This window comes from Fodinicurvata sediminis DSM 21159 (assembly GCF_000420625.1).
Lineage (GTDB): Bacteria > Pseudomonadota > Alphaproteobacteria > Kiloniellales > DSM-21159 > Fodinicurvata > Fodinicurvata sediminis.
Map to the genome: position 1 here is coordinate 77604 of NZ_ATVH01000018.1, position 19650 is coordinate 97253.

Genomic DNA, 19650 nt, shown 5'->3' on the forward strand with positions numbered 1-19650 from the left:
CCATGAAGCCAAACCGTGTCATCGTAACCCTGCTGGTTCTTGCGCTGGCTGCGACGCTGTTGCTGCCTTTCACCAACCTGGCGGAAAATCGTCTGGTTTCCGGGACTCCATACAGTTTCTGGACGGCCCTGACGACCGGCCAGCTGGTGGGGGTCCTGGTGCTGCTGGCCTGCCTGATCGGTATGGCGGTCAGTTGGCACGCGCGACCTGTGCTTAATGGAAATGCCGCGCTTGTCTGTTGTCTCTGCCTCCTACTGCTGGTCATATACGCAGCCGGGGATTTTGCCAGGCGCAGCCTTGAGGATGCAGGACCGGCCTCACGTGTGTCCCTGAGCAGCGCTTTCTGGATCCAGATCTTCTGTCTTTGCCTGATGATGATCGATGTGCTGCAGCGCATGACCCGGTCCATCTTCACGCAGGTCTTCTTTGCTCTTTTCGCCTTCGCGGCCGTGATGCTGATGTTTGTCAGCGGTGCGCTGGACCAGTTGTCGATCATGCGGGAGTACGCCAATCGACAGGAGGCCTTCGCAGGGGAGCTGGTCCAGCACATGATGCTGGTGGTTTCGGCACTGGGGCCGGCACTCCTTATCGGGGTGCCACTGGGTGTGTTGGCCTTGCGCCGGCTGCGTCTGCGCAGTGGCCTTTTCAGTACGCTGAATGTCTTCCAGACCGTGCCCAGCATCGCTCTGTTTGGTTTGCTGGTTGCACCGCTGTCCGCACTTGGCGAAGCCGTCCCATTGTTCCGCGACCTGGGGGTTCGAGGGATTGGAGCGACCCCGGCCATTATCGCCCTTGTGCTTTATGCTCTGTTGCCCATTGCGCGAAACACCTATGCAGGCTTTGCCCAGGTTCCGGCGGCTGCCATAGAGGCGGCGCAGGGCATGGGAATGACTCCACGTCAGATTCTCTGGCGCGTCGAGGTTCCCCTGGCCCTTCCCGTTTTGCTTTCGGGCCTAAGGATCGTGGTCGTCCAGTCCATTGGCCTGGCCGTTGTGGCCGCCCTGATCGGTGCCGGAGGCCTGGGGACCTTCGTTTTCAATGGCTTGGGGCAGTATGCAATAGATCTCGTATTACTGGGCGCAATTCCCACTATAATACTGGCTGTCCTTGCTGACTGCCTGCTTCAGCTTCTTGTTTCGCTCAGCCGACGGAAAGGTGTCACATGATCGAGCTCGACCAGGTTACCAAGACCTACGATGGAAAGAATGTCGTCGATTCCGTCACGCTTTCTGTCGGCAAGGGCGATTTCTGTGTCCTGATCGGACCATCGGGCAGTGGCAAGTCGACAACGCTGAAGATGATCAATCGCCTGATCCCGCTGTCCGGGGGGACGATTCGTATCGAAGGCCAGGACATCGCCTCTGTCCGGGCCGAGGAGCTTCGCAGGCGCATAGGTTATGCCATCCAGTCCATCGGCCTGTTCCCACACTGGACTGTCGAGCAGAACATCGCCGTGGTGCCGCGCCTGCTGAAATGGTCTCCACAGCGCGTGCGCGAGCGGGTCGAGTCGCTGCTGGCGTTGTTTCATCTGGATCCCGGTCAGTTTCGGGACAAATATCCCCATCAGTTGTCCGGAGGACAGGCGCAGCGGGTTGGTGTCGCGCGGGCCCTGGCCGCGGATCCGGAAGTGTTGCTGATGGACGAACCTTTCGGGGCATTGGACCCGATCACGCGCGATTCCCTGCAGGAAGAAATGCGGCGCGTGCACGAAGAAACCGGAAAGACCATCGTGTTCGTGACTCATGACATGGACGAAGCCCTCAAGCTGGCCTCGCGCGTTGCCATCATGGATGAAGGTCGCCTGGTACAGGTCGGTTCCCCAAGAGAAATTCTCAACAGCCCGGCGAACGACTTCGTGCTCGATTTCGTGGGTCAGTCCGACCTGGGTCTGAAGATGCTGGCTTGCGAGTCGGTGGAAACGCGCCTGGAACCGGCAGCCTCGATTTCACGCAGTGAGCCGATCGAGAATATCCGGAGCCAGTTCGGGCAGGCTGACCATGTGTGGCTGCTTTCGCCCGAAGGGCAGGTGGAGGGCCTGCTGACGGAAGCACCTGGAGGACAGGATGATCTTGATCGAAGACTTAGACCTCTGGGCCAGGAAAGTCATGCCACCCCAGAGATGAGCCTGAAGGAGGCCCTGTCGCACATGGTCTGGCGCAAGACAGGCTGGTTGCCTGTGGTGGATGGAGACGGCCGCCTTACGGGTGAGGTCGGATTGAGCAAGGTCATGGAGCGGCCGTGATAGGAAGTCGCAGCCTTTCAGCCAGCCTGCCGCGAACAGGCGCGCTCCCCTGGTTGGCAGCGCTGTTTGTTGCGCTGACGCTTTTCATGGGTCAGGCCGCCCCTTTGTTTGAATGGTTGCTGCCGGGACTGGACAATCCGGTCTATGACCGGCACAGCTTCCCGGACCTGGTGCTCGATCATGTTGTGCTTGTTGCCGCATCCAGCCTGATCTCGGTATTCATCGGCGTCAGTGCTGGCATCTTTGCGACACGTCCGGTCGGCCAGGAATTCAAGCCCGTGATTTCGGCTGTTAGTGCGATTGGGCAAACCTTTCCCCCAGCGGCTGTTCTGGCTGTGGTGGCGCCCCTGGCTGGCTTTGGGTTCAAACCGGCACTTGTGGCCCTGGCGCTTTATGGCTTGCTGCCTATTGTGCAGAACACCATGGCGGGCCTGGAGACAGTGCCCTCTGCCACACTGGAAGCGGCCAGGGGTATGGGCCTGTCGAAGCGCGAAATCCTGACACGCGTCGAGCTGCCGCTTGCCATGCGTGTAATCACCGCTGGGATCCGGGTTTCGGTCATCGTCAATATCGGCACGGCCACCATAGCTTCCACGGTTGGGGCCCGCAGCCTGGGAACACCGATCATCTCCGGCCTTGTCAGCCAGAATGTCGCCTATGTCCTGCAGGGGGCCATCCTGGTGGCCCTGCTGGCGATCGTGACCGACCTGTTCTTCGAGAGGCTGGAGCGCTTCTTTTCCGTTGATCGGAATTGAGACGGGGTTACTTCAACTCTACCCAGGCGCTGATGCCCGAGTCCTCGGCGTGCCAGCGCGCCCGTGGTCCTGCCTGGGAGGGAAGGTCCAATTCCAGCCAGTTCCGTTCCGCCAGATAACGCCGGCCGAAGCCCGGGATGACCTGCATGTGGGTGCGTATTCCCCGCGTTGATGGCTTGAGGATGCGACTGAGCAGCGAGAGGGCACTGGCGAAGGCTTTTGGCGGGGGCGGATGCACGATTCCCGAGGAGATCAATTGGTGGATCAAATGTTTTCCGTTGCTGGCCCGTCCGAAGGCGCCCAGATGGATTTCGCCTGATGTAACCAGGATGCGGGCATCATTGCGTTTTGCATAGACGAAAAGCTGGCTCATCATGCGTGTCCATTCTCTTCGGTGGGCAAAGGATTGCCACTGGTCGCGCAGGTCATCCTGGTAGTCCTGCTGCTGTGGGATCCAGACCATCAGGCGCTCGAGCATGCTCAGGTCCAGATTGATGAGCGGGACACTAGACAGCAGAACCAGGTTGCGGCAGCCGTCAAGATGGTCCAAGGCCGCTTCGAATCCCTGCCAGGCTGCAGGCGACATGACCTGCTGTTTTGTGCGCGTGCTGCGCAGGTCGGGCGCCAGCAGCCCCGTGTCTCCCACGCGGAAGACCCATCCGAAATGTGACAAGCTGCGGCTGAAGAAGCCATCACTCTGGCTGTCGTTACCGCCTTCGGGAGGCAGTCCGAGTTGGAAGATACGAAAGGCGCGGCGCGCACCTTCATACACGCTTTTGTAAGGTTCGCTGGCCTGCCACGCGGAGGGATGCGATCCCCAGCCGTCGAAGATGTCGTGGTCGTCCCACATCATCAGGGATGGAATGCTGGCCAGAAGGGGCGCGAGTTCCTTCTGGGACCAGAGCTGTAGATAGCGATCGAAATAGTAATCCTGGATATCAGCGATGGTTTCCTGTGTGACGTGGGGGCCCAAGGTGTCCGGCTTCTGTTTTCGGATGCGTCTGGCCAGTTCCGGCACCTTCTGCCAGACCGTATCGGCATAGAGTTGATCACCGCCTTGCAACAGAAGGTGGAAGGACGTGACGCGGTGGGCATCCTGCAAACGGTCCCAAAGCCGGTTTCGATCTGCTTCCGGCGTATCCAGGTCGCCGGATTCAGATCCATTGCAGGCGGTGAAAGCGAGGTGCAGGCCGCTGTCTTGTCCCGGAACGGCTACGATCCAGGAAGCCCCACCTATTCGATAGGTTGCTTCGTGATCGGAGGGCCCGCGCGGCAGTACCAGATCATAGGTCCATATGGTAATCCCGAGACGCGAGTCCAGCCGCCGCGCCTGTGCTTCCTGCAGATCGGTTGCGGCCGCTGGGGGGTCGATTCCGTCGTCCAGCCCGATCAATGCCCTGACATGCCATTCGGCCTTGTCTGCACCCCGGAAAAAGAGAACGGGACCCAGGCGTCTTTCAGTCGGCATGGTGGGCTCTATCCGGTGTCATGGTGTTTCCCGCAATGCCTGGTCCGGGCTCAAGGAATGGAGGTTTGCCCAAAGGGATGCATACCTATCGGTTCGGGATACTGTCATTATGCCAAGCTTTACAGACATATAGAATTTCCAAATCAAACGACAGCCTATTTGTCCAGTCATGGCGCAAGCGTGAAAAAGAGGGTCAGTACAAGGGCTACCAAAAACAGGATGGCGATCAGGGTTCGTTTGCGTATGCGCCATTTCTTCAGAAGACCTTCGATCCTCTCTCCGAAAAGAAAAACCAGTAGAGCCAGACCGAAGTAGCGAATGCCTCTGGCGATACCCGAGGCGAGCAAAAAAAGAGGCAGGGAGTATTCACTGGCGCCAGCCGTCAACATGGCAATCTGGAAAGGCACGGGGGTGATTCCAACCAACAGGATTGCCAGGAAACCGTTCTGCCTGATTTCGCTTTCAAACTCCTGTGCGACCTGCTGCCAACCGAACTGCTCGATTATCCAGATGCCCACGGTGTTATAGGCCGCCATGCCAGCCAGGTAGCCACAGAGCGCGCCCACCAGGCAGCCAAGAGTCACCAGCGTGGCAATCCACCAGAGGCGATGACGGTTGGCCAGAAGATAGGGAACCAGAATCAGTTCCAGCGGTACGGCCAGGACGGTGCTTTCCAGGAAGGAGAGTCCGCCCATGGCAAGTGGCGAATGGCGTGATTTGAGGACGCGATCCAGCCAGGACTGGACATCATCGCGATCATGCTGGCTGGAAGATGTCATTCAGGTCTGCGCATTCAGTCCACCTTTGACCTGGCCTATGCGGGTTCCGAGATCCTCGGCTTCCTGTTTCGAGAAGACCTTGCGCGCGAGCGGAAAGATATCCTCTTCCTCCTCTTCCAGGTGGTGTAGAATATCGTGTTCGAGTTCGTCAAAGCGTTCCCACCAGTTGTCGCTGCCCGGACGCATGTCATCCATCTGTTCCAGGACTTTCTTGTGCTCGCCGTGCTCCTGCAGGGCGTGCATGCCTTCGTGCCGGGCTTTTCTGTCGTCGAGAAGGGCATGGAAGAATGTGCGTTCTTCAGCTTCGTGATGAAGGAGCAACAGCTCCTTGAGCTCCTCGAAGGCCTTTTCCTGGTTCGTGCGGTCATTCTCCTCCAGGCCCTTGAGGCGATGTATCAGGCGGCGGATTTCCTGGTGATCCAGTTCAATGGCTTCAAAGATATCCAAGGCACTCTCCTGTGATGATTGTTCTTGATCTTGTGGCATATCGCTTGGAAGGGTGGCGTGCATCATCAGATAGGCAATCTGTGGGTAAGGACAAGCTTGTCGTTCGAAGATCGAGACATCTACCGGTACATCTAGCAAAGCTTTTGAATTGAGCCGTCCTTGCCGGCTAGAATGGCTGTGAAGGAGGACTCCATGACAGGCGACAATCACATACACGACCATCCGCACAGTCTGCTGCCATCTGATCCAGAGCTGCGCGTCAAGACATTGGAATCCCTGCTGGTGGACAAGGGATTGGTCGATCCGGCCGCGCTCGAGGCCTATATTCAGGTCTATAGCGAGGAAGTCGGCCCCATGAATGGCGCGCGCGTGGTGGCACGTGCCTGGTGCGATCCGGATTATCATGCGCGCCTGCTTGCAGATGGTACGGCCGCTGTCTGGGAGCTGGGCTACAGCGGCCGCCAGGGTGAACACCTCAAGGTCGTGGAGAACAGCCCTGAGCTTCAGAACGTTGTCGTCTGTACACTCTGCTCCTGCTATCCGTGGGCTGTCCTGGGCTTGCCGCCAGCCTGGTACAAGTCCTCGGCCTACCGCGCACGGGTCGTCCGCGAACCGCGTGCCGTCCTCAAGGAATTCGGCCTGGAGCTTTCAGAAGACGTCGAGGTGCGGGTCTGGGACAGCACCTCGGAGATGCGTTATCTGGTCCTGCCTGAACGTCCGCAAGGTACGGAGGACTGGTCTGAAGAGGCGCTGGCCAGTTTGGTAACGCGGGATTCCATGATCGGTGTTGCCAAGGCGATTGAACCGGGGAGGGCGGGCCAATGAACGGTGTGCACGATATGGGCGGCATGCACGGCTTTGGCCCCATCCCGATTGAAGAGGACGAACCGGTTTTTCATGAAGACTGGGAGGCCAAGGTCCTTGCCATGACCCTGGCGCTTGCCGGATGGCAGCGCTGGAACCTGGATCGTTCGCGGTATGCGCGCGAGGCCTTGCCTCCAGCCGCGTATCTTTCAATGTCCTACTATGAACGCTGGATTGCCGCCCTTGTTGATCTGGCGGTTGAAAACGGACTGCTGTCTCGCGAGGAACTGCGAGAAGGGCGGCCGGCCTCGGATTCAGAGCGATGCGACCCGCCTGTTCCGGCCGAGCGGGTGCGGGATATCCTCTCGCGGGGTGGGCCGACAGTCCGTGAGACCTCGGCGCATCCGCGGTTTTCCGTCGGCGACGCTGTCCGTACCCGGAATATTCATCCTGCCGGCCATACCCGCTTGCCACGCTATGCACGTGACAAGTGCGGCGAAGTGGTCCTGCATCATGGGGCCCATGTCTTCGCCGATGCCCACGCGATGGGGCAGGGCGAACAGCCGCAGCATCTCTATACCGTTCGTTTTGCGGCGCGCGAACTTTGGGGCGACCAGGCCTCGCCGAAGGATTCCGTTCACATTGACCTATGGGAGCCACACCTCGATGCGCAGTGAAGATCGTGGCGGTAAGGATCGTGGCAGTGAAGGCCGTGAGGGGTCACAAAGTCAATCGCACCCACCGCCCTTTGACTATCCCTGGCAGGCCCAGGCCTTTGCATTGGCCGTCAGCCTTCAGGAGGCCGGGTATTTTTCCCGATCGGAGTGGAGCGATGCCCTGGGACGCGCCATAGCCAGGGATGAGACATTGAAGGGCCCGGACATGTCAGGGGCACGCTATTATGACTGCTGGCTTGCGGCCCTGGAGGCGTTACTTCAGGACAAGGGCCTGATGGCAGAGCACCTGCTCCAGCAGCGCCGTCGTGAGTGGGAACAGGCCTATCTCAGCACGCCGCACGGGCAGCCAGTTGAGTTACATCAATCCACCAAATAAACATAATAACTATGTAATTATTTTTCCTTAATGCCATTCTACTAATAATCTGTTTTTATTATATTATTCGCTTTTTTTATAGCGTACGCATGACAGAAAAGTGCATAAACTGCGCTTTTATGTAGTGAAATATGTTGATCTGTGAAAAATTATTCATAATAATTGAGTTAATATAATATTTCACAGTTAATAAAGAGTATATACCATGAGTAATATCACTCTGGGCGGTGCGGGTGATTTTGTCGCGCCGCTGCGTGCCGTAGACCTGCGGATCGTCACGTCCGGACTGGCCTTACTGCTTCTGGGGATAATTTTCCTGAACGAAGTGATCGATGGACGTCAGGCCTGGTTGTTCCTGGTGGGGGGCGCCTTGGGTTTGGTGCTCTATCATGCGCTCTTCGGATTTACTTCGGCTTTTCGCGTGTTCTTTTCCGATCGACGCGGCGCAGGTTTGCGTGCACAGATGATCATGCTGGCCTTGGCTTGCGTCTTGTTCTTTCCCGTCCTTGCCTCAGGTGACCTGTTCGGTCGCGAAGTGTCCGGCTTCATTGCTCCGGTCGGTATTTCGGTCGTGATCGGGGCCTTTCTTTTCGGGCTGGGCATGCAGCTTGGGGGCGGCTGTGCTTCAGGCACACTCTTCACCGTCGGCGGTGGTAGCACGCGTATGGTCATCACCCTGCTCGGCTTCGTCGCGGGCTCCGTTCTTGGCGCCTATCATCTGCCCTGGTGGCAAGAGCAGCCTGCTTTTCAGCCGGTTTCACTGATTGGCAGTTTCGGCTGGCTGCCGGCTCTGATCGCAAACCTGGCAGTCTTTGTTGCCATTTATCTTGGGACGATCTGGCTCGAGAAGCGCCGGCACGGCAAGCTGCTTGAAGGTGCAGACGGTCAAGCGCGCGGCTGGCAGCGTTTCCTGCGCGGCCCCTGGCCGCTTGTCTGGGGCGCTGTCGCGCTGGCGTTTCTGAACTTCATTACCCTCGCGCTGGCAGGACGGCCCTGGGGCATCACCTCGGCGTTCGCGCTCTGGGGCAGCAAGGCCCTGGCTGCCGGTGGCGTGGACGTGGCCTCGTGGGGGTACTGGTCTTCTGCTGGTCGCGCCGCCTCTCTGGAGCAGACGGTCTTTTCCGACATCACCAGCGTGATGAACTTCGGGATCATCATCGGTGCTTTCCTGGCTGCCGGTCTTGCGGGCAAGTTTGCGCCGATCTGGAAGCTGCCTCGGCGTTCCGTGGTGGCGGCCATCGTTGGTGGACTGCTTCTGGGCTACGGAGCGCGGCTGGCATTCGGCTGCAACATCGGCGCCTATTTCAGCGGCATTGCATCTGGCAGTCTGCATGGTTGGGTCTGGATCGTGGCGGCTTTGGCCGGTAACTGGCTGGGAATGCGCCTGCGCCCCTGGTTCGGCCTGGTTGTTGAACGTACACCGCAGAATAGCGCCTAGAAACGGTCGGCTCATGCTGCCGGGTCATGGCGACCTGCTCGTGACCCGGCGCTGCTATTGCGTAAACTGTTGGGTATGACCTTCCTTTACTTTGCTTATGGCTCCAACATGCTGACCGCGCGCCTTCAGGCGCGCTGCCCCTCGGCGCAACCGGTCGGGCGCGCAGAAGCACGAGGTTGGTCTGTGGATTTCGTGAAGCCGGCCCTGGATGGATCGTCAAAGGCGGGTCTCGTGCAGCAACATCAGACGAGTATGCAGGGGGTCCTCTTTCGTCTGGACAAGGCCGACCTGCCCGCACTCGATCGGGCCGAGGCAGTCGGCAAGGGCTATGATCGGGACGATAGCTTTGAGGTCTGGTCGTTCGTGGAGGGCAGGGTTCAGTCGGTCGTCACCTACCTGCCGCTTCAGATCCTTGACGGACTGCAGCCCTATGACTGGTACCACCGGCTCTGCAGGGAAGGGGCACGGCAGCATGGCTTGCCTTCACATGCTCTGGAATGGCTGGAGAATGTCAGCATTACAGTTGATCCCATGCCAGATCGTCCCGCGCGCTTGCAGGCGCTCGAGGCCTTGCGCCGTTCGGGACTCGAGACCTGACCTCCAAACCGCTTCCAGAAGCGCCAGGCTATTGCCTTTGATCGCCTGGCCTACAGTTCCTCTTCTTGTGAGAAGAGGAACTTCATAATGGCAAATCATCTGACATCCTTTCCCGAGGGCGGGTTGGCCCTGGTCGTCGGGGCAACAGGCGGCATTGGTAGCGCGCTGGTTCAAGCCCTTGATGTTTCAGGGCGCTTTGAAGGCGTTCTGAAGGTATCGCGCAACAGTTCACCGGCAGTGGATATCGTGGAGGAAGCTTCCGTTCGCGCCCTGGCCGGGACGGTGTCGGACAGTGGCCTGCCCCTTCGTCTGGTCATAGATGCCACGGGATTTCTTCACGACGAAACCTATCGCCCGGAACGGAGTTGGCGTCACATCGAACCGGAACACCTTCACTATTCCTTTCTGGTCAATGCTGTGGGGCCGGCGCTTTTGATGAAGCATCTGCTGCCACTCTTGCCACGCCAAGGCAAGGCTGCCTTGGCGACACTCTCTGCACGGGTTGGCAGTATCGAGGACAACGGCTATGGCGGCTGGTATGCCTATCGTGCCTCTAAGGCAGCACTGAACCAGCTTGTTCGAACGGCGGCGATCGAGTTGTCCCGCAGGTGGCCGGAGGCTATCTGTACTGCCTTACATCCCGGCACGGTCGATACGCGTTTGACAGCGCCATTCTCGAAACAGGGCCTGAATGTGCGTTCCCCTGAAGAGGCAGCAGTCGACCTGATCAAGGTGATCGATGAGCTGACGGTGGCGCAAAATGGAAGTTTCCTGGATTATCGCGGAAACAAGATTTCCTGGTAGGTTTTGCAGACTCGTACCCAGGGCAAATTCACCAGCTCCGCCGACTCTATTCGTAGGCAGGCGTGGTGAAGTCCGGATCATCGTGCAGGGCCCAATAGGCGTCCATGAGGTCCTGTGTGATCGGTCCCGGAGTATCCTGTCCCAAGGACCGGCCATCGATTGTTCCAATCGGCATGATCCCGCCGGCCGTGCTGCTGATGAAGGCCTCATCCGCATCGCGCAGGCCTGCGGCGGGCAAGGGGGCTTCGACGATGTCCAGGCCGCGACTTGCAGCAAGCTCAAGGACCGTGCGTCGGGTTATCCCCTCCAGCATGCCACTGGCCGGAGTTGTCAGGCGTTTGCCCTGTATTGCAAAGATGTTGAACCCGGGACCTTCAATGACATTGCCTGATCCATCAACCAGAACGGTTGTTTCCGCGCCCTGGTCATAAGCCTCGAAAAGGCCGCGTACAAAATCGAGCCAATGATAGTTCTTGATGACCGGATTGACGGCCTTCGGGCTGATCCGCTCGGTGCCACTGATGGCTAGGCGCAGGCCGCGCGTGCGCTGTTCCTCATCGGCCAGCCAGATAAAGGGCACCGCAAAGGCATAGAACTGATTGCGACAGGTTCTGAGGTCACGCGAGCCAGGTGCCGGCAGACCGCGCGTACAGATCATTTCCACGTAAGCGTCCTGTAGGCCACTGCGCTGCACGCATTCCTTCAGGATCTCACGAATTCCGTCTCTGTCGTGGGGACAGGACAGCCGCAGGCCGGCCACACTGTCCTCGAAACGCTTGAGATGGTCTTCCAACCGAAAGAAACGGCCTTTCCAGAGATGGACGACGTCATAGGTAGCGTCGGAATGCAGGAAACCCCAGTCCTCGATAGGGATTCCAGCTTCTTCAATGGGTGTATACTTCCCCTGGATATAGGCAACACCGCTCATGTTCATTAAAACCTTTCTTAAGCTAGGTTCTTACCTTATTCGTTCGAGGATGCTGCTGTCATTCCCCCATCTCCATTCTCTCTAATAGAGGATTCACATGTCGGCACACCTGTCGTATGGGACAGTTGCTACAATCGAGGCCGTTCCCCTCGCGCATCCGCAGGACAAACGGAACCTAGAGTTCGTCACGCGTGCGAAGGAACGGCTTGCACAGCAGTCACCGGAAGAGTTCCGAGCCGCCATACCCTTCGATTTCAGAGACTTCATAGATGGTCTCATGCTCTACAATCGCGAGGGAGACGATTTCCATCTGCGCGTCGTGGGGAACAGTATTGGCATGATGTTGTCCGAGGAACCAACCGGCAAGACCATCAACCAGGTTTTTGCGCCTTGGCCAGACTTCTGCAAAACACTGCTGGGATGTGCGCAAAAGGTCATGGAGCAAGGCGTCGTTTCAGGCCTGCATGGAAGGTTGCACTACAGTGAGCGTACACCGCAAGCATTCGAAACTATTACCGTGCCGATCCCACCGGGCAAGACGACGCCTGCGCTCGCCCTGGCTCACATTTGTGTTGTCGAGGACAGGGGATGAGGTGCCGTTCTACGTTGTAGGAGCGTGTTTCGGTATCGTCTTACACGTCAGAAGTGAAAGCTGACCGGTGTTTTGCTTCAATTTCAGCAATTAAAAGCCTCTCCGGTCATGACCGGAGAGGCTTTCATCCGCTTGAGTTCGCAACTTTTCTGCTGCTGTCATCCACCTCAGCGCGGAACCTTATATCCTTGATATGGCGGGCTTTTACTTTGGAGAGGCAAATCTGGAGGTCTCCTCGTCAAAGTGGGTTTCTCATCCAGAATACCTGGAGGAGCAGTATGAACAGGCAGAAGGCTGCCAGAGCCACTGCGCCACCCAGTCTGTCTCGCAGATGAATGGGAAGAACCTGATGAAGGAGTGGGGCTGCAAGAAGCGCGAGCCCGGAAACAATGATAAAGACCGGCCAGGTGCTTGAGGTCAGCGTCAGGTAGATAACCCCGGCTATGGAAACCATGCCGGCGAGAGCAAGGCACAGGACGAGCAAATCCCCGGCACCGGCGGCAAGAGCTTTGGGGCGATTGATGCGCCGCCCCGAATAGGCAAGGTTCAATCCCAGCAGGCAGGAGGCCAGAACGGCACCTGCGCTGGATGACCAGACCAGAATGTGGGCGAACGTCATTTCATAGGGTTCCCTGATAATCCTCTGTTCCTGTGCTGTTTTTCCAGCATCGGCTTGATCGCCAAGCGACAGCTTGACCACCGCAGCGGCAAGCTTTAAGCATGTTACTAATATATCAAGCATCTATCAGTAAACAGCAATTCAAGAGGAGGCCTGTCGTGGCGACAGATAAAAAGAAGCGCAGCATTACGGAGATTCGGGAGGCCAAGAAGACCGGCGAGAAGATGGTCTACACCTCGGTGCCGGATTACACCTCGGCCCGCTGGGCGGAAATGGCCGGGGTCGATGTCTGTGTCGTCGGAGACAGCCTTGCAATGGTGGCCCATGGCCACGCGAGCACCATTCCGGCCAGTATGGACATGATGGTCATGCATTCTCTGGCCGTGCGCCGGGGCGCGCCCAACACATTCGTGCTCGGCTGTATGCCCTATCAGAGCTACAACACTGTGGATCGCGCCCTGGTCAATGCGACCCGATTCATGCAGGAAGCTGACTGTGATGCCGTGAAACCCCAAGGCGGCAAGAGCCAGGCGCATATCCTCAAGGCCCTGGTCGATGCGGGGATTCCCACAGCCTCGCACATTGGCCTGACACCGCACACCATTGCCATGTTCGGCGGCTTCAAGATCCAGGGCAGGACAGCCGAGGCGGCTATGAAGATTCTCGAGGACGCATTGGCCATACAGGATGCAGGCTGTTTCATGCTGGAATTCGAAGCTGTCCCCGCGACGATTGCCAAGGTCATTTCCGAGCAGTTGGAAATCCCGACCATTGGAATCGGGGCTGGTGCGGGAACGGATGGGCAGATCCTGCTGTCCTATGATCTTCTCGGCGTCTTCACCGACTTCAAGCCGAAGTTCACGAAGCGCTATGCCAATCTGACGGAAGTGGCGGTCGATGGCTTGCAGAAGTATGTGGATGAGGTCAAATCCGGTAGTTTCCCGGATGATGATCACTCCTACAGCATAAATGAATCTGAATACGAATCTTTTCTCACTATGGTTGAAAAGCGCAAGCAGCATTAGTAATGAATTGAATCTGGATGAAAAGTTTGAGCCCATAGTTGTGATTGGTTAGGCATCTGGAGGAGCGCGACGAGGTGAGCTTGAGCGAAGAGAGGCAGACACTGGGTCTAGACGAAGCCACTGACAGTGAGCAGGGCAAGAGCCTGACCGAAAAGGCTTACAAACGTCTGGAGGAGTTGATCGTAACTCTACAACTGGCCCCTGGTGCGGTTCTCTCCGAAGCACAGCTTGCAAAGCAACTGGGGATCGGCCGAACACCCATTCGAGAAGCTCTGCAACGACTCTCACGTGAAGGTCTGATCGTCATATTGCCGCGGCGTGGCATTCTGGTGTCCGAGATCAATGTCACGAGACAACTCAAGTTGCTGGAAGTGCGTCGGGAACTGGAGCGCCTTATGGCGAGTTGCAGTGCCCGCCGCGCCAGCACCAGCGAGAAGCAGGAGTTCCAGAAACTGGCCGAGGGCATGAAAAAGACGGCGGAAGAGGATGACGACATCACCTTCATGCGACTGGACCTCCGATTGAATCATCTTCTTTGCGAAGCATCGCGCAATGAATATATCACCAATGCAATCGGTCTGATCCAAAGCCTTTCCAGGCGCTTCTGGTATTCGCACTACAAGGAGGTCCTGGATCTGCCGCTTTGTGCGCGGCTTCACGCATCCCTGGCCTTGGCCATTTCCGAAGGAAAACAAGAGGAAGCCATTCAGGCCAGTGATGATCTCATGGACTATATCGAAGACTTTACGCGCGCCAGCCTGGATGCGCCCACGCGCTACTGAACCATCCTGATATTCCATTTTGATGTTGTATGGCCCAGGTTTTTCTTGGCGCTACGTCTGCGTGTAATCTGCAGTCTCCAGTAAAGATATATATTAAATACATTAATACTGTCTATAGTGAAGCGCAGTTGCGCAATTATCAAAAAAGCTTGGGTGGAGTGACTTGACGTCTAAACAAAGCTGCAATAGCGTACCTCTCAATAGATATATCAGTAATATCTAATCTGTCTGCATCAGAATCATCAGGCAGCATAACTCTGAAAAGGGAAAGGGAGGACAAAGTTCAATGAATTCCATCGTGAAGACGACATCACTGGCCGCTGCTTTCGCTGTCGCCGCTGTGGCAGGCAGCGCACAGGCTCAGGATAGCTATGAATGGCGCATGGCGACGGGTTGGGGGGGCGGTCCCCTCATGGACATTGGTGCCCAGGCTTTCGCGGATCGCCTTGAATTGCTCAGCGACGGCCGGATGAAGGTCGAGGTTTTTCAGGGTGGCGCCATCGGTGAACCTCTCAAGGTGACCGATTCCGTGCGCCGCGGTATCGCAGACATGGGCCATACTTGGCCGGGCTACGACTGGGGTCGTGATACAACGGCTGTCGTCTTCGGCGGTTTTGCCGGCACCATGGACGACGAGCGCATGATGCATTGGCTCTACGAGGGCGGCGGCGTCGAACTCTGGAAGGAGTGGCGACAGGAAGAGTTCGGCGTGGTTGGCATGCCGTTGTTTTCCCGAACCGCAGAGATCTTCCTGAATTCCAGGAAGAAGGTGCAGACTCTCGAGGATCTCGAGGGATTGAAGATGCGTACGGCCGGCGCCTGGATCGATATGGCCAAGGAACTTGGCGCCTCGCCGGTGACCACCGCTGGGGATGAGATCTATCCCATGCTTGAGCGTGGTGTCATCGACGCAACCGAGTGGGGCACGCCTTGGGAAGACACCTATCCCAAGTTCTACGAAGTAACCGATTACATCATCGTGCCAGGCGTGCACCAGCCGGTTGCACCCTTCGAGCTTCAGGTCAATCAAGAGGTTTGGGACAGTCTCAGCGAGCGTGATCGTGAACTGATCGAAACGGCAGCAGAGCTGACAACTCTTAAATCCTGGATGAGGGTTGGCCACGAAAGTGCCGAGGCCATGAGGTTCTTTGAGGAAGAGGGTCTCGAAATCGTTGAGCTCGATACCGAAGTCCAGGTCAAGGCGCGTGAGATCGGAATCGAGTGGGCCGCAGAGCAGGCTGCGGAGAACGAATGGTTCAAGCGGGCCTGGGAGTCCCAGCGCGAGTTCGAAAAGCTTTGGGCCGATGCAGAGACGTATCGCCGTCTTTCACCTGAAACACGGTCCATTGGCCTTGATGCCGAATAAAGCCTGAACAGTATACCTTCGGGCGGAGCCTCTACGGAGCTTCGCCCGAAGCTCTGTTCAGTTATTCCTTTTCAGACCATAGTGCTGCTTCCTGCAGCGAACGGGACCGCTCTTGATGCGCTTTCCTTATAGTGCATAGCGGGACGGAGAAGGCCTGAATGCGTATTGTCGTGCGTTTTCTCGAGAAGATCACCCATAGCAGCGGTATCATCGCCGCGCTCATCATTATCCCGCTTATTGTAACAACCTGCTACGAGGTCTTTGCCCGTTACATGTTCGGAGCACCGACTATCTGGGCCTATGAGCTGGGTTACATGGGCATGGGCGCACATTTCCTGCTCGGTATGGCGTACACACTGAAGGAAAAGGCGCATATCCGCATTGACCTCATCTATGCCTTCAGGACGCCGAAAACCAAGGCGGCAATCGATTTCCTGGGTTATGCGGTCATCATGCTGCCATTCACTATTTGGCTCTCCTGGGGACTGTTCATGTATTACGAAGAAGCCGTGATGTTTGGCGAGACGTCTGGCCAATCCGCATGGAACCCGGTGATCTGGCCGTTTCGCCTCTGCATGATGATTGGCTTCGTCCTTCTGGCCATACAGTTGTTGGCAGAGAGTTTGAAATGCCTGTCGGTGCTGTTTGGTTTCTCTGCCAGCCTTGAGGAGGCCGAGTAATGGAACTCGCAGCCTTTCTCATGTTCATAGCGCTTCTGGCGCTTATTTTTCTTGGCATCCATATCGCATTTGCTCTTTTTGGTGTTGGCCTTCTCTTCGGCATATTCATCTATGGGGATGCGCTGATCTGGCAGTTTGTCGGACGTGTCGAAAGCCTGGCTAGCAACTACATCCTGGCTGCCGTACCGCTTTTCGTCTTCATGGGCTCGCTGCTGGAACGCTCGGGCATAGCTGAGCGCCTGTTCGATGCCATACAGCTCTGGGTCCGCCGCTTGCCTGGTGGATTGGCAGTCGGCACGATTCTCATGTGCATCATCTTCGCGGCATCAACGGGGGTTGTGGGGGCCACGGAAACCGTTGTGGGGCTTCTCGCCATCCCGGCGATGATGAAATACAACTACGACAAGGGCCTGATTGCCGGTTCGATCTGCTCGGGCGGCTCGCTGGGAACGATCATTCCGCCATCGGTCGTGCTGATCGTCATGGGGCCATTGGCCGATGTTTCCATTGGGTGGCTGTTCGCCGGCTCTATGATTCCCGGTCTGATCATGGCGTTGCTCTACATCGTCTATGCCATTGGGCTCTGCACGCTCCGTCCAGAAGCAGGCCCGCACCCCGAGGGTGAGGATGAGGTTCCGCTTGGGCAGAAGCTGGTGATTTCTGCCAAGGCTCTCTTGCCACCCCTTATTCTGATTATTGCTGTTCTGGGGTCGATTCTGGCTGGAATCGCATCTCCCACCGAAGCTGCCGCTATCGGGAGTGCAGGTGCCGTCATCCTGGCCATGAGTTATGGCTCGCTGACGCTTGCCCTGTTCTGGGAAGCTATCATGAAAACCCTGCGGGTGACCTGCATGATCATGCTGATCCTTTTGGCTGGCACAGTCTTCACAGGGGTCTTCTTCTCCATGGGTGGTGGCAGCATGATCTCGGAGTTCCTTTTGGGAATGAACCTCAGTCCCTGGCTGCTGCTGCTTTTCATTCTGCTGATGGCCTTTGTTCTGGGATTCTTCCTGGAATGGATCTCGATTCTGCTGATTTTCATTCCGATCTTTACGCCGGTCGTGGTGCAGATGGGATTCGATCCGGTCTGGTTCTGCATCCTCTTCCTCATCGTCATCCAGACGGGCTACCTGACGCCGCCCATGGCCCCTGCAATCTTCTATCTGCGCGGCATTGCGCCTCCGGAGTTGAAGTTGACCGACATGTATCGAGGCGTGGTGCCATTCCTCGTCTTGCAGGCGATCACCCTTGGCATCGTCATGGCCTTTCCACAGACAGTGCTCTGGCTACCGGAAGTCATCTTCAACTGAAAGCAGTCTTTGTAATAAAGCAGGGAGCCCGGTGAATAGTGGAAGAGGGTCAAAAAATATGATATATCAGTTGAATATAAAAGGAGCTGAGGTGTGAAGACTTACCTTGGACAGCGCACGATGGACGGCCCGCAGGTCACTGTGGACGGCAATCCGTTGGACCCTCGGTTTGACTTGAAGACCCTTTCTGAAGAGGGCTTCGAGTGGACCTATGAGGGGGAAGCCCCCGCGCAGCTGGCTCTGGCCATTCTGGCGGATCATTTCCAGGACGATCACAAGGCTCTGGAGCATTACGACAGCTTCATGCGAAAAGCCGTCGCAAATTTCAATAACGACTGGGAAATGACCAGCCAGGATATTGATAACCTGCTGGCTGGATAGGCCGCTCAAGGGCGGCGGCAAAGCAGCCGGACAAAGACTCCGGCAGGAGAGGAGACGCCATGACACCCGAGGATATCTTGTCTCATTCCCCCCGAATTCTGACCCAGAAGCAGAGGGAATCCTATTTCGAGAACGGCTACCTGCTGGTCGAGAAGTTTCTTGAGGATGAATGGCTGGAGCGTCTTCGGGCCTCCGTCGACGGTCTGGTCGAGCGCAGTCGAGCCGTCACCCAGTCTGATTCCGTGTTTGACCTGGAGCCAGGCCATACAGCGGAGTCTCCGCGCCTGCGTCGGGTCTCAAGCCCGAATGACGAGGACGTGACTTTCTGGAATTACGTTGTCGAGTCCAAGCTGGGAGATCTTCTGGCCGACTTGCTGGGACCGGACGTGAAGTTCCATCAATCCAAGTTGAACTTCAAGTGGGCCAAGGGCGGCACTGAAGTGAAGTGGCATCAGGATGCGCCTTTCTTTCCACATACGAACCCGGCGGTATTGACTGTCGGTACCTATCTCTATGACTGCGGGATGGATCAAGGCCCGTTGGGGGTGGTGCCGGGCAGCCATGAAACTGAAATCTATGACCATTATGACAGCGAGGGAAACTGGACCGGCCATATCGGTGAAGAGGACTTGAAGCGCGTGGCGACGGACAAGGCGGAGTATCTCTGTGGCCCGGCTGGCTCGTTGACGCTTCACAATTATCGCGCAGTCCATGGTTCGGAACCGAACCGATCGGATGCAGGCAGGCCCCTGCTGCTCAATGTCTTGTCCGCGGCCGATGCCATGCCCTACACTTACAACCCGCTGAAGACCAAATACTATCAGCAGTGCGTACGGGGAAAACCGGCCAAGTGGGCTCATCATGACGGTCGGCCTCATCTGATCCCGCCGGACTGGAGTGGGGGATATACCTCAATATTTGCGTTGCAGCAGAAGGAAAAGAGCGACGCGGCATGACAAACACGAGCGGTGTGGCAAGGCTACGTAATTTCATCAAGCAAGTGACCAGCTGTGCCGAATCAGTGGGGGACACGGACTCCGAGGCGTTCGTTGATTTTTGTCGGGCTCAATTGGTGGATTTGATCGCCAAGGATGACTGGTTGCCTGAAGAGTTTGCCGCCCCCCATCCTGAGCATTACCAGCAGTACCTTTTGCACTGTGATCCTTTGGAGCGCTTCAGTCTGATCTCTTTTGTTTGGGGACCGGGACAGAAAACTCCGATTCACAACCATGGAACCTGGGGTTTGATCGGCATGCTGCGCGGCTCCGAGATCTCGCAAGCTTACGAGGTGGCCGAGCAGGAGCCGGGCTTGATCCCGGCGCGACATGAAGTGCTCAATCCAGGGGATATAGCTTTTGTATCACCGGAAGCCGGCGATATTCATGAAGTCATAAATGCCTTTGACGATCGTGTTTCCATCTCGATCCACCTCTATGGTGCGAACATTGGGCTGGCCGAACGGTTTGTCTATGAACCGGCCAGTGGGCGCAGCCGACCATTCGTGTCGGGCTATTCGTCATCCCTGACCCCGAACATCTGGGGTCTTTCAGTTTAATCCATCGAATCGAGGCCGTTTATTG

23 protein-coding genes are annotated in these 19650 nt (G+C 57.1%); 18 read left to right on the forward strand and 5 right to left on the reverse strand.

Features of this window, described 5'->3' with window-relative positions:
• Nucleotides 1-2 precede the first annotated feature (2 nt).
• The 3 genes from G502_RS0115520 to G502_RS0115530 are packed head-to-tail and all read left to right on the forward strand — an operon-like array spanning nucleotide 3 to nucleotide 2997.
• Complete coding sequence (locus tag G502_RS0115520; protein WP_022729598.1) at nucleotides 3-1166, forward strand: ABC transporter permease; 1164 nt, start codon at nucleotides 3-5, stop codon at nucleotides 1164-1166.
• Nucleotides 1163-2242, forward strand: a complete 1080-nt coding sequence (locus tag G502_RS0115525; protein WP_022729599.1) for an ABC transporter ATP-binding protein — start codon at nucleotides 1163-1165, stop codon at nucleotides 2240-2242. The genes G502_RS0115520 and G502_RS0115525 overlap by 4 nt, the downstream gene beginning before the upstream one ends.
• Nucleotides 2239-2997, forward strand: a complete 759-nt coding sequence (locus G502_RS0115530; RefSeq protein WP_022729600.1) for an ABC transporter permease — start codon at nucleotides 2239-2241, stop codon at nucleotides 2995-2997. Before G502_RS0115525 ends, G502_RS0115530 begins: the two co-directional genes overlap by 4 nt.
• Before the next feature lie 7 nt (nucleotides 2998-3004).
• Here G502_RS0115530 and G502_RS20665 read toward each other — a convergent pair whose 3' ends face one another.
• From G502_RS20665 to G502_RS0115545, 3 genes are all read right to left on the reverse strand, one after another.
• Entirely contained in the window at nucleotides 3005-4465 is a 1461-nt protein-coding gene (locus G502_RS20665) for an alkaline phosphatase D family protein (RefSeq protein ID WP_022729601.1), read from the reverse strand.
• 167 nt (nucleotides 4466-4632) lie between these two features.
• Nucleotides 4633-5244, reverse strand: coding sequence for a YqaA family protein (locus G502_RS0115540; RefSeq protein WP_022729602.1), 612 nt, complete (start codon nucleotides 5242-5244; stop codon nucleotides 4633-4635).
• Nucleotides 5245-5691: a hemerythrin domain-containing protein gene (locus G502_RS0115545; protein WP_162140995.1), complete on the reverse strand. Its 447-nt coding sequence runs from the start codon at nucleotides 5689-5691 to the stop codon at nucleotides 5245-5247.
• 192 nt (nucleotides 5692-5883) lie between these two features.
• Between G502_RS0115545 and nthA the strand changes: the two genes are divergently transcribed.
• The 6 genes from nthA to G502_RS0115575 all read left to right on the forward strand — a co-directional run bounded on the left by nthA (nucleotide 5884) and on the right by G502_RS0115575 (nucleotide 10387).
• Nucleotides 5884-6516 (forward strand): nitrile hydratase subunit alpha, encoded by a 633-nt coding sequence (gene nthA / locus G502_RS0115550; protein ID WP_022729604.1) that lies wholly within the window; start codon nucleotides 5884-5886, stop codon nucleotides 6514-6516.
• A complete protein-coding gene (gene nthB, locus G502_RS0115555; RefSeq protein ID WP_022729605.1) occupies nucleotides 6513-7172 on the forward strand; it encodes a nitrile hydratase subunit beta in 660 nt (219 codons plus the stop codon). The genes nthA and nthB overlap by 4 nt, the downstream gene beginning before the upstream one ends.
• Complete coding sequence (locus G502_RS20670; RefSeq protein ID WP_022729606.1) at nucleotides 7162-7548, forward strand: nitrile hydratase accessory protein; 387 nt, start codon at nucleotides 7162-7164, stop codon at nucleotides 7546-7548. The genes nthB and G502_RS20670 overlap by 11 nt, the downstream gene beginning before the upstream one ends.
• Nucleotides 7549-7753: 205 nt before the next feature.
• On the forward strand, nucleotides 7754-8986 hold the full coding sequence (locus tag G502_RS0115565; protein ID WP_022729607.1) for a YeeE/YedE family protein: 1233 nt from the start codon (nucleotides 7754-7756) through the stop codon (nucleotides 8984-8986).
• A gap of 75 nt (nucleotides 8987-9061) precedes the next feature.
• The gene (locus G502_RS0115570; RefSeq protein ID WP_022729608.1) at nucleotides 9062-9583 is read left to right on the forward strand and encodes a gamma-glutamylcyclotransferase family protein; all 522 of its coding nucleotides are present in this window, start codon (nucleotides 9062-9064) and stop codon (nucleotides 9581-9583) included.
• An 87-nt stretch (nucleotides 9584-9670) separates the two neighbouring features.
• Nucleotides 9671-10387, forward strand: a complete 717-nt coding sequence (locus G502_RS0115575; protein ID WP_022729609.1) for an SDR family NAD(P)-dependent oxidoreductase — start codon at nucleotides 9671-9673, stop codon at nucleotides 10385-10387.
• A 46-nt stretch (nucleotides 10388-10433) separates the two neighbouring features.
• Here the strand turns inward: G502_RS0115575 and G502_RS20675 are convergent, their stop codons facing one another.
• The gene (locus G502_RS20675) at nucleotides 10434-11321 is read right to left on the reverse strand and encodes an aminotransferase class IV (protein WP_022729610.1); all 888 of its coding nucleotides are present in this window, start codon (nucleotides 11319-11321) and stop codon (nucleotides 10434-10436) included.
• Between the two features lie 91 nt (nucleotides 11322-11412).
• On the opposite strand from G502_RS20675, the gene G502_RS0115585 reads away from it, so the two are divergent.
• On the forward strand, nucleotides 11413-11907 hold the full coding sequence (locus G502_RS0115585; RefSeq protein ID WP_022729611.1) for a hypothetical protein: 495 nt from the start codon (nucleotides 11413-11415) through the stop codon (nucleotides 11905-11907).
• 238 nt (nucleotides 11908-12145) lie between these two features.
• On the opposite strand, the gene G502_RS0115590 is transcribed toward G502_RS0115585, so the two are convergent.
• Nucleotides 12146-12607, reverse strand: a complete 462-nt coding sequence (locus tag G502_RS0115590; RefSeq protein WP_022729612.1) for a hypothetical protein — start codon at nucleotides 12605-12607, stop codon at nucleotides 12146-12148.
• A 77-nt stretch (nucleotides 12608-12684) separates the two neighbouring features.
• Here G502_RS0115590 and panB point away from each other — a divergent pair, with 77 nt between their 5' ends.
• The 8 genes from panB (at nucleotide 12685) to G502_RS0115630 (ending at nucleotide 19625) form a co-directional block, all read left to right on the forward strand.
• Nucleotides 12685-13551: a 3-methyl-2-oxobutanoate hydroxymethyltransferase gene (gene panB, locus G502_RS0115595; RefSeq protein ID WP_022729613.1), complete on the forward strand. Its 867-nt coding sequence runs from the start codon at nucleotides 12685-12687 to the stop codon at nucleotides 13549-13551.
• A 74-nt stretch (nucleotides 13552-13625) separates the two neighbouring features.
• A complete protein-coding gene (locus G502_RS0115600) occupies nucleotides 13626-14333 on the forward strand; it encodes a GntR family transcriptional regulator (RefSeq protein WP_211217848.1) in 708 nt (235 codons plus the stop codon).
• Nucleotides 14334-14619: 286 nt separating this feature from the next.
• Nucleotides 14620-15699 (forward strand): TRAP transporter substrate-binding protein DctP, encoded by a 1080-nt coding sequence (gene dctP / locus G502_RS20680; protein WP_022729615.1) that lies wholly within the window; start codon nucleotides 14620-14622, stop codon nucleotides 15697-15699.
• A 158-nt stretch (nucleotides 15700-15857) separates the two neighbouring features.
• Entirely contained in the window at nucleotides 15858-16379 is a 522-nt protein-coding gene (locus G502_RS0115610) for a TRAP transporter small permease subunit (RefSeq protein ID WP_022729616.1), read from the forward strand.
• Nucleotides 16379-17689: a TRAP transporter large permease gene (locus G502_RS0115615; protein ID WP_022729617.1), complete on the forward strand. Its 1311-nt coding sequence runs from the start codon at nucleotides 16379-16381 to the stop codon at nucleotides 17687-17689. The genes G502_RS0115610 and G502_RS0115615 overlap by 1 nt, the downstream gene beginning before the upstream one ends.
• A 93-nt stretch (nucleotides 17690-17782) precedes the next feature.
• Nucleotides 17783-18070 (forward strand): DUF6166 domain-containing protein, encoded by a 288-nt coding sequence (locus G502_RS0115620; RefSeq protein WP_022729618.1) that lies wholly within the window; start codon nucleotides 17783-17785, stop codon nucleotides 18068-18070.
• 59 nt (nucleotides 18071-18129) lie between these two features.
• On the forward strand, nucleotides 18130-19026 hold the full coding sequence (locus tag G502_RS0115625) for a phytanoyl-CoA dioxygenase family protein (RefSeq protein ID WP_022729619.1): 897 nt from the start codon (nucleotides 18130-18132) through the stop codon (nucleotides 19024-19026).
• On the forward strand, nucleotides 19023-19625 hold the full coding sequence (locus G502_RS0115630) for a cysteine dioxygenase family protein (RefSeq protein ID WP_022729620.1): 603 nt from the start codon (nucleotides 19023-19025) through the stop codon (nucleotides 19623-19625). Before G502_RS0115625 ends, G502_RS0115630 begins: the two co-directional genes overlap by 4 nt.
• Nucleotides 19626-19650 lie beyond the last annotated feature (25 nt).

Coding starts and splice junctions, on each gene's coding strand:
- G502_RS0115520 (WP_022729598.1), top strand. CDS start 3: ATGAAGCCAAACCGTGTCATCGTAACCCTGCTGGTTCTTGCGCTGGCT.
- G502_RS0115525 (WP_022729599.1), top strand. CDS start 1,163: ATGATCGAGCTCGACCAGGTTACCAAGACCTACGATGGAAAGAATGTC.
- G502_RS20665 (WP_022729601.1), bottom strand. CDS start 4,465: ATGCCGACTGAAAGACGCCTGGGTCCCGTTCTCTTTTTCCGGGGTGCA.
- G502_RS0115540 (WP_022729602.1), bottom strand. CDS start 5,244: ATGACATCTTCCAGCCAGCATGATCGCGATGATGTCCAGTCCTGGCTG.
- nthA (WP_022729604.1), top strand. CDS start 5,884: ATGACAGGCGACAATCACATACACGACCATCCGCACAGTCTGCTGCCA.
- nthB (WP_022729605.1), top strand. CDS start 6,513: ATGAACGGTGTGCACGATATGGGCGGCATGCACGGCTTTGGCCCCATC.
- G502_RS20670 (WP_022729606.1), top strand. CDS start 7,162: ATGCGCAGTGAAGATCGTGGCGGTAAGGATCGTGGCAGTGAAGGCCGT.
- G502_RS0115565 (WP_022729607.1), top strand. CDS start 7,754: ATGAGTAATATCACTCTGGGCGGTGCGGGTGATTTTGTCGCGCCGCTG.
- G502_RS0115570 (WP_022729608.1), top strand. CDS start 9,062: ATGACCTTCCTTTACTTTGCTTATGGCTCCAACATGCTGACCGCGCGC.
- G502_RS0115575 (WP_022729609.1), top strand. CDS start 9,671: ATGGCAAATCATCTGACATCCTTTCCCGAGGGCGGGTTGGCCCTGGTC.
- G502_RS20675 (WP_022729610.1), bottom strand. CDS start 11,321: ATGAACATGAGCGGTGTTGCCTATATCCAGGGGAAGTATACACCCATT.
- G502_RS0115585 (WP_022729611.1), top strand. CDS start 11,413: ATGTCGGCACACCTGTCGTATGGGACAGTTGCTACAATCGAGGCCGTT.
- dctP (WP_022729615.1), top strand. CDS start 14,620: ATGAATTCCATCGTGAAGACGACATCACTGGCCGCTGCTTTCGCTGTC.
- G502_RS0115610 (WP_022729616.1), top strand. CDS start 15,858: ATGCGTATTGTCGTGCGTTTTCTCGAGAAGATCACCCATAGCAGCGGT.
- G502_RS0115615 (WP_022729617.1), top strand. CDS start 16,379: ATGGAACTCGCAGCCTTTCTCATGTTCATAGCGCTTCTGGCGCTTATT.
- G502_RS0115625 (WP_022729619.1), top strand. CDS start 18,130: ATGACACCCGAGGATATCTTGTCTCATTCCCCCCGAATTCTGACCCAG.
- G502_RS0115630 (WP_022729620.1), top strand. CDS start 19,023: ATGACAAACACGAGCGGTGTGGCAAGGCTACGTAATTTCATCAAGCAA.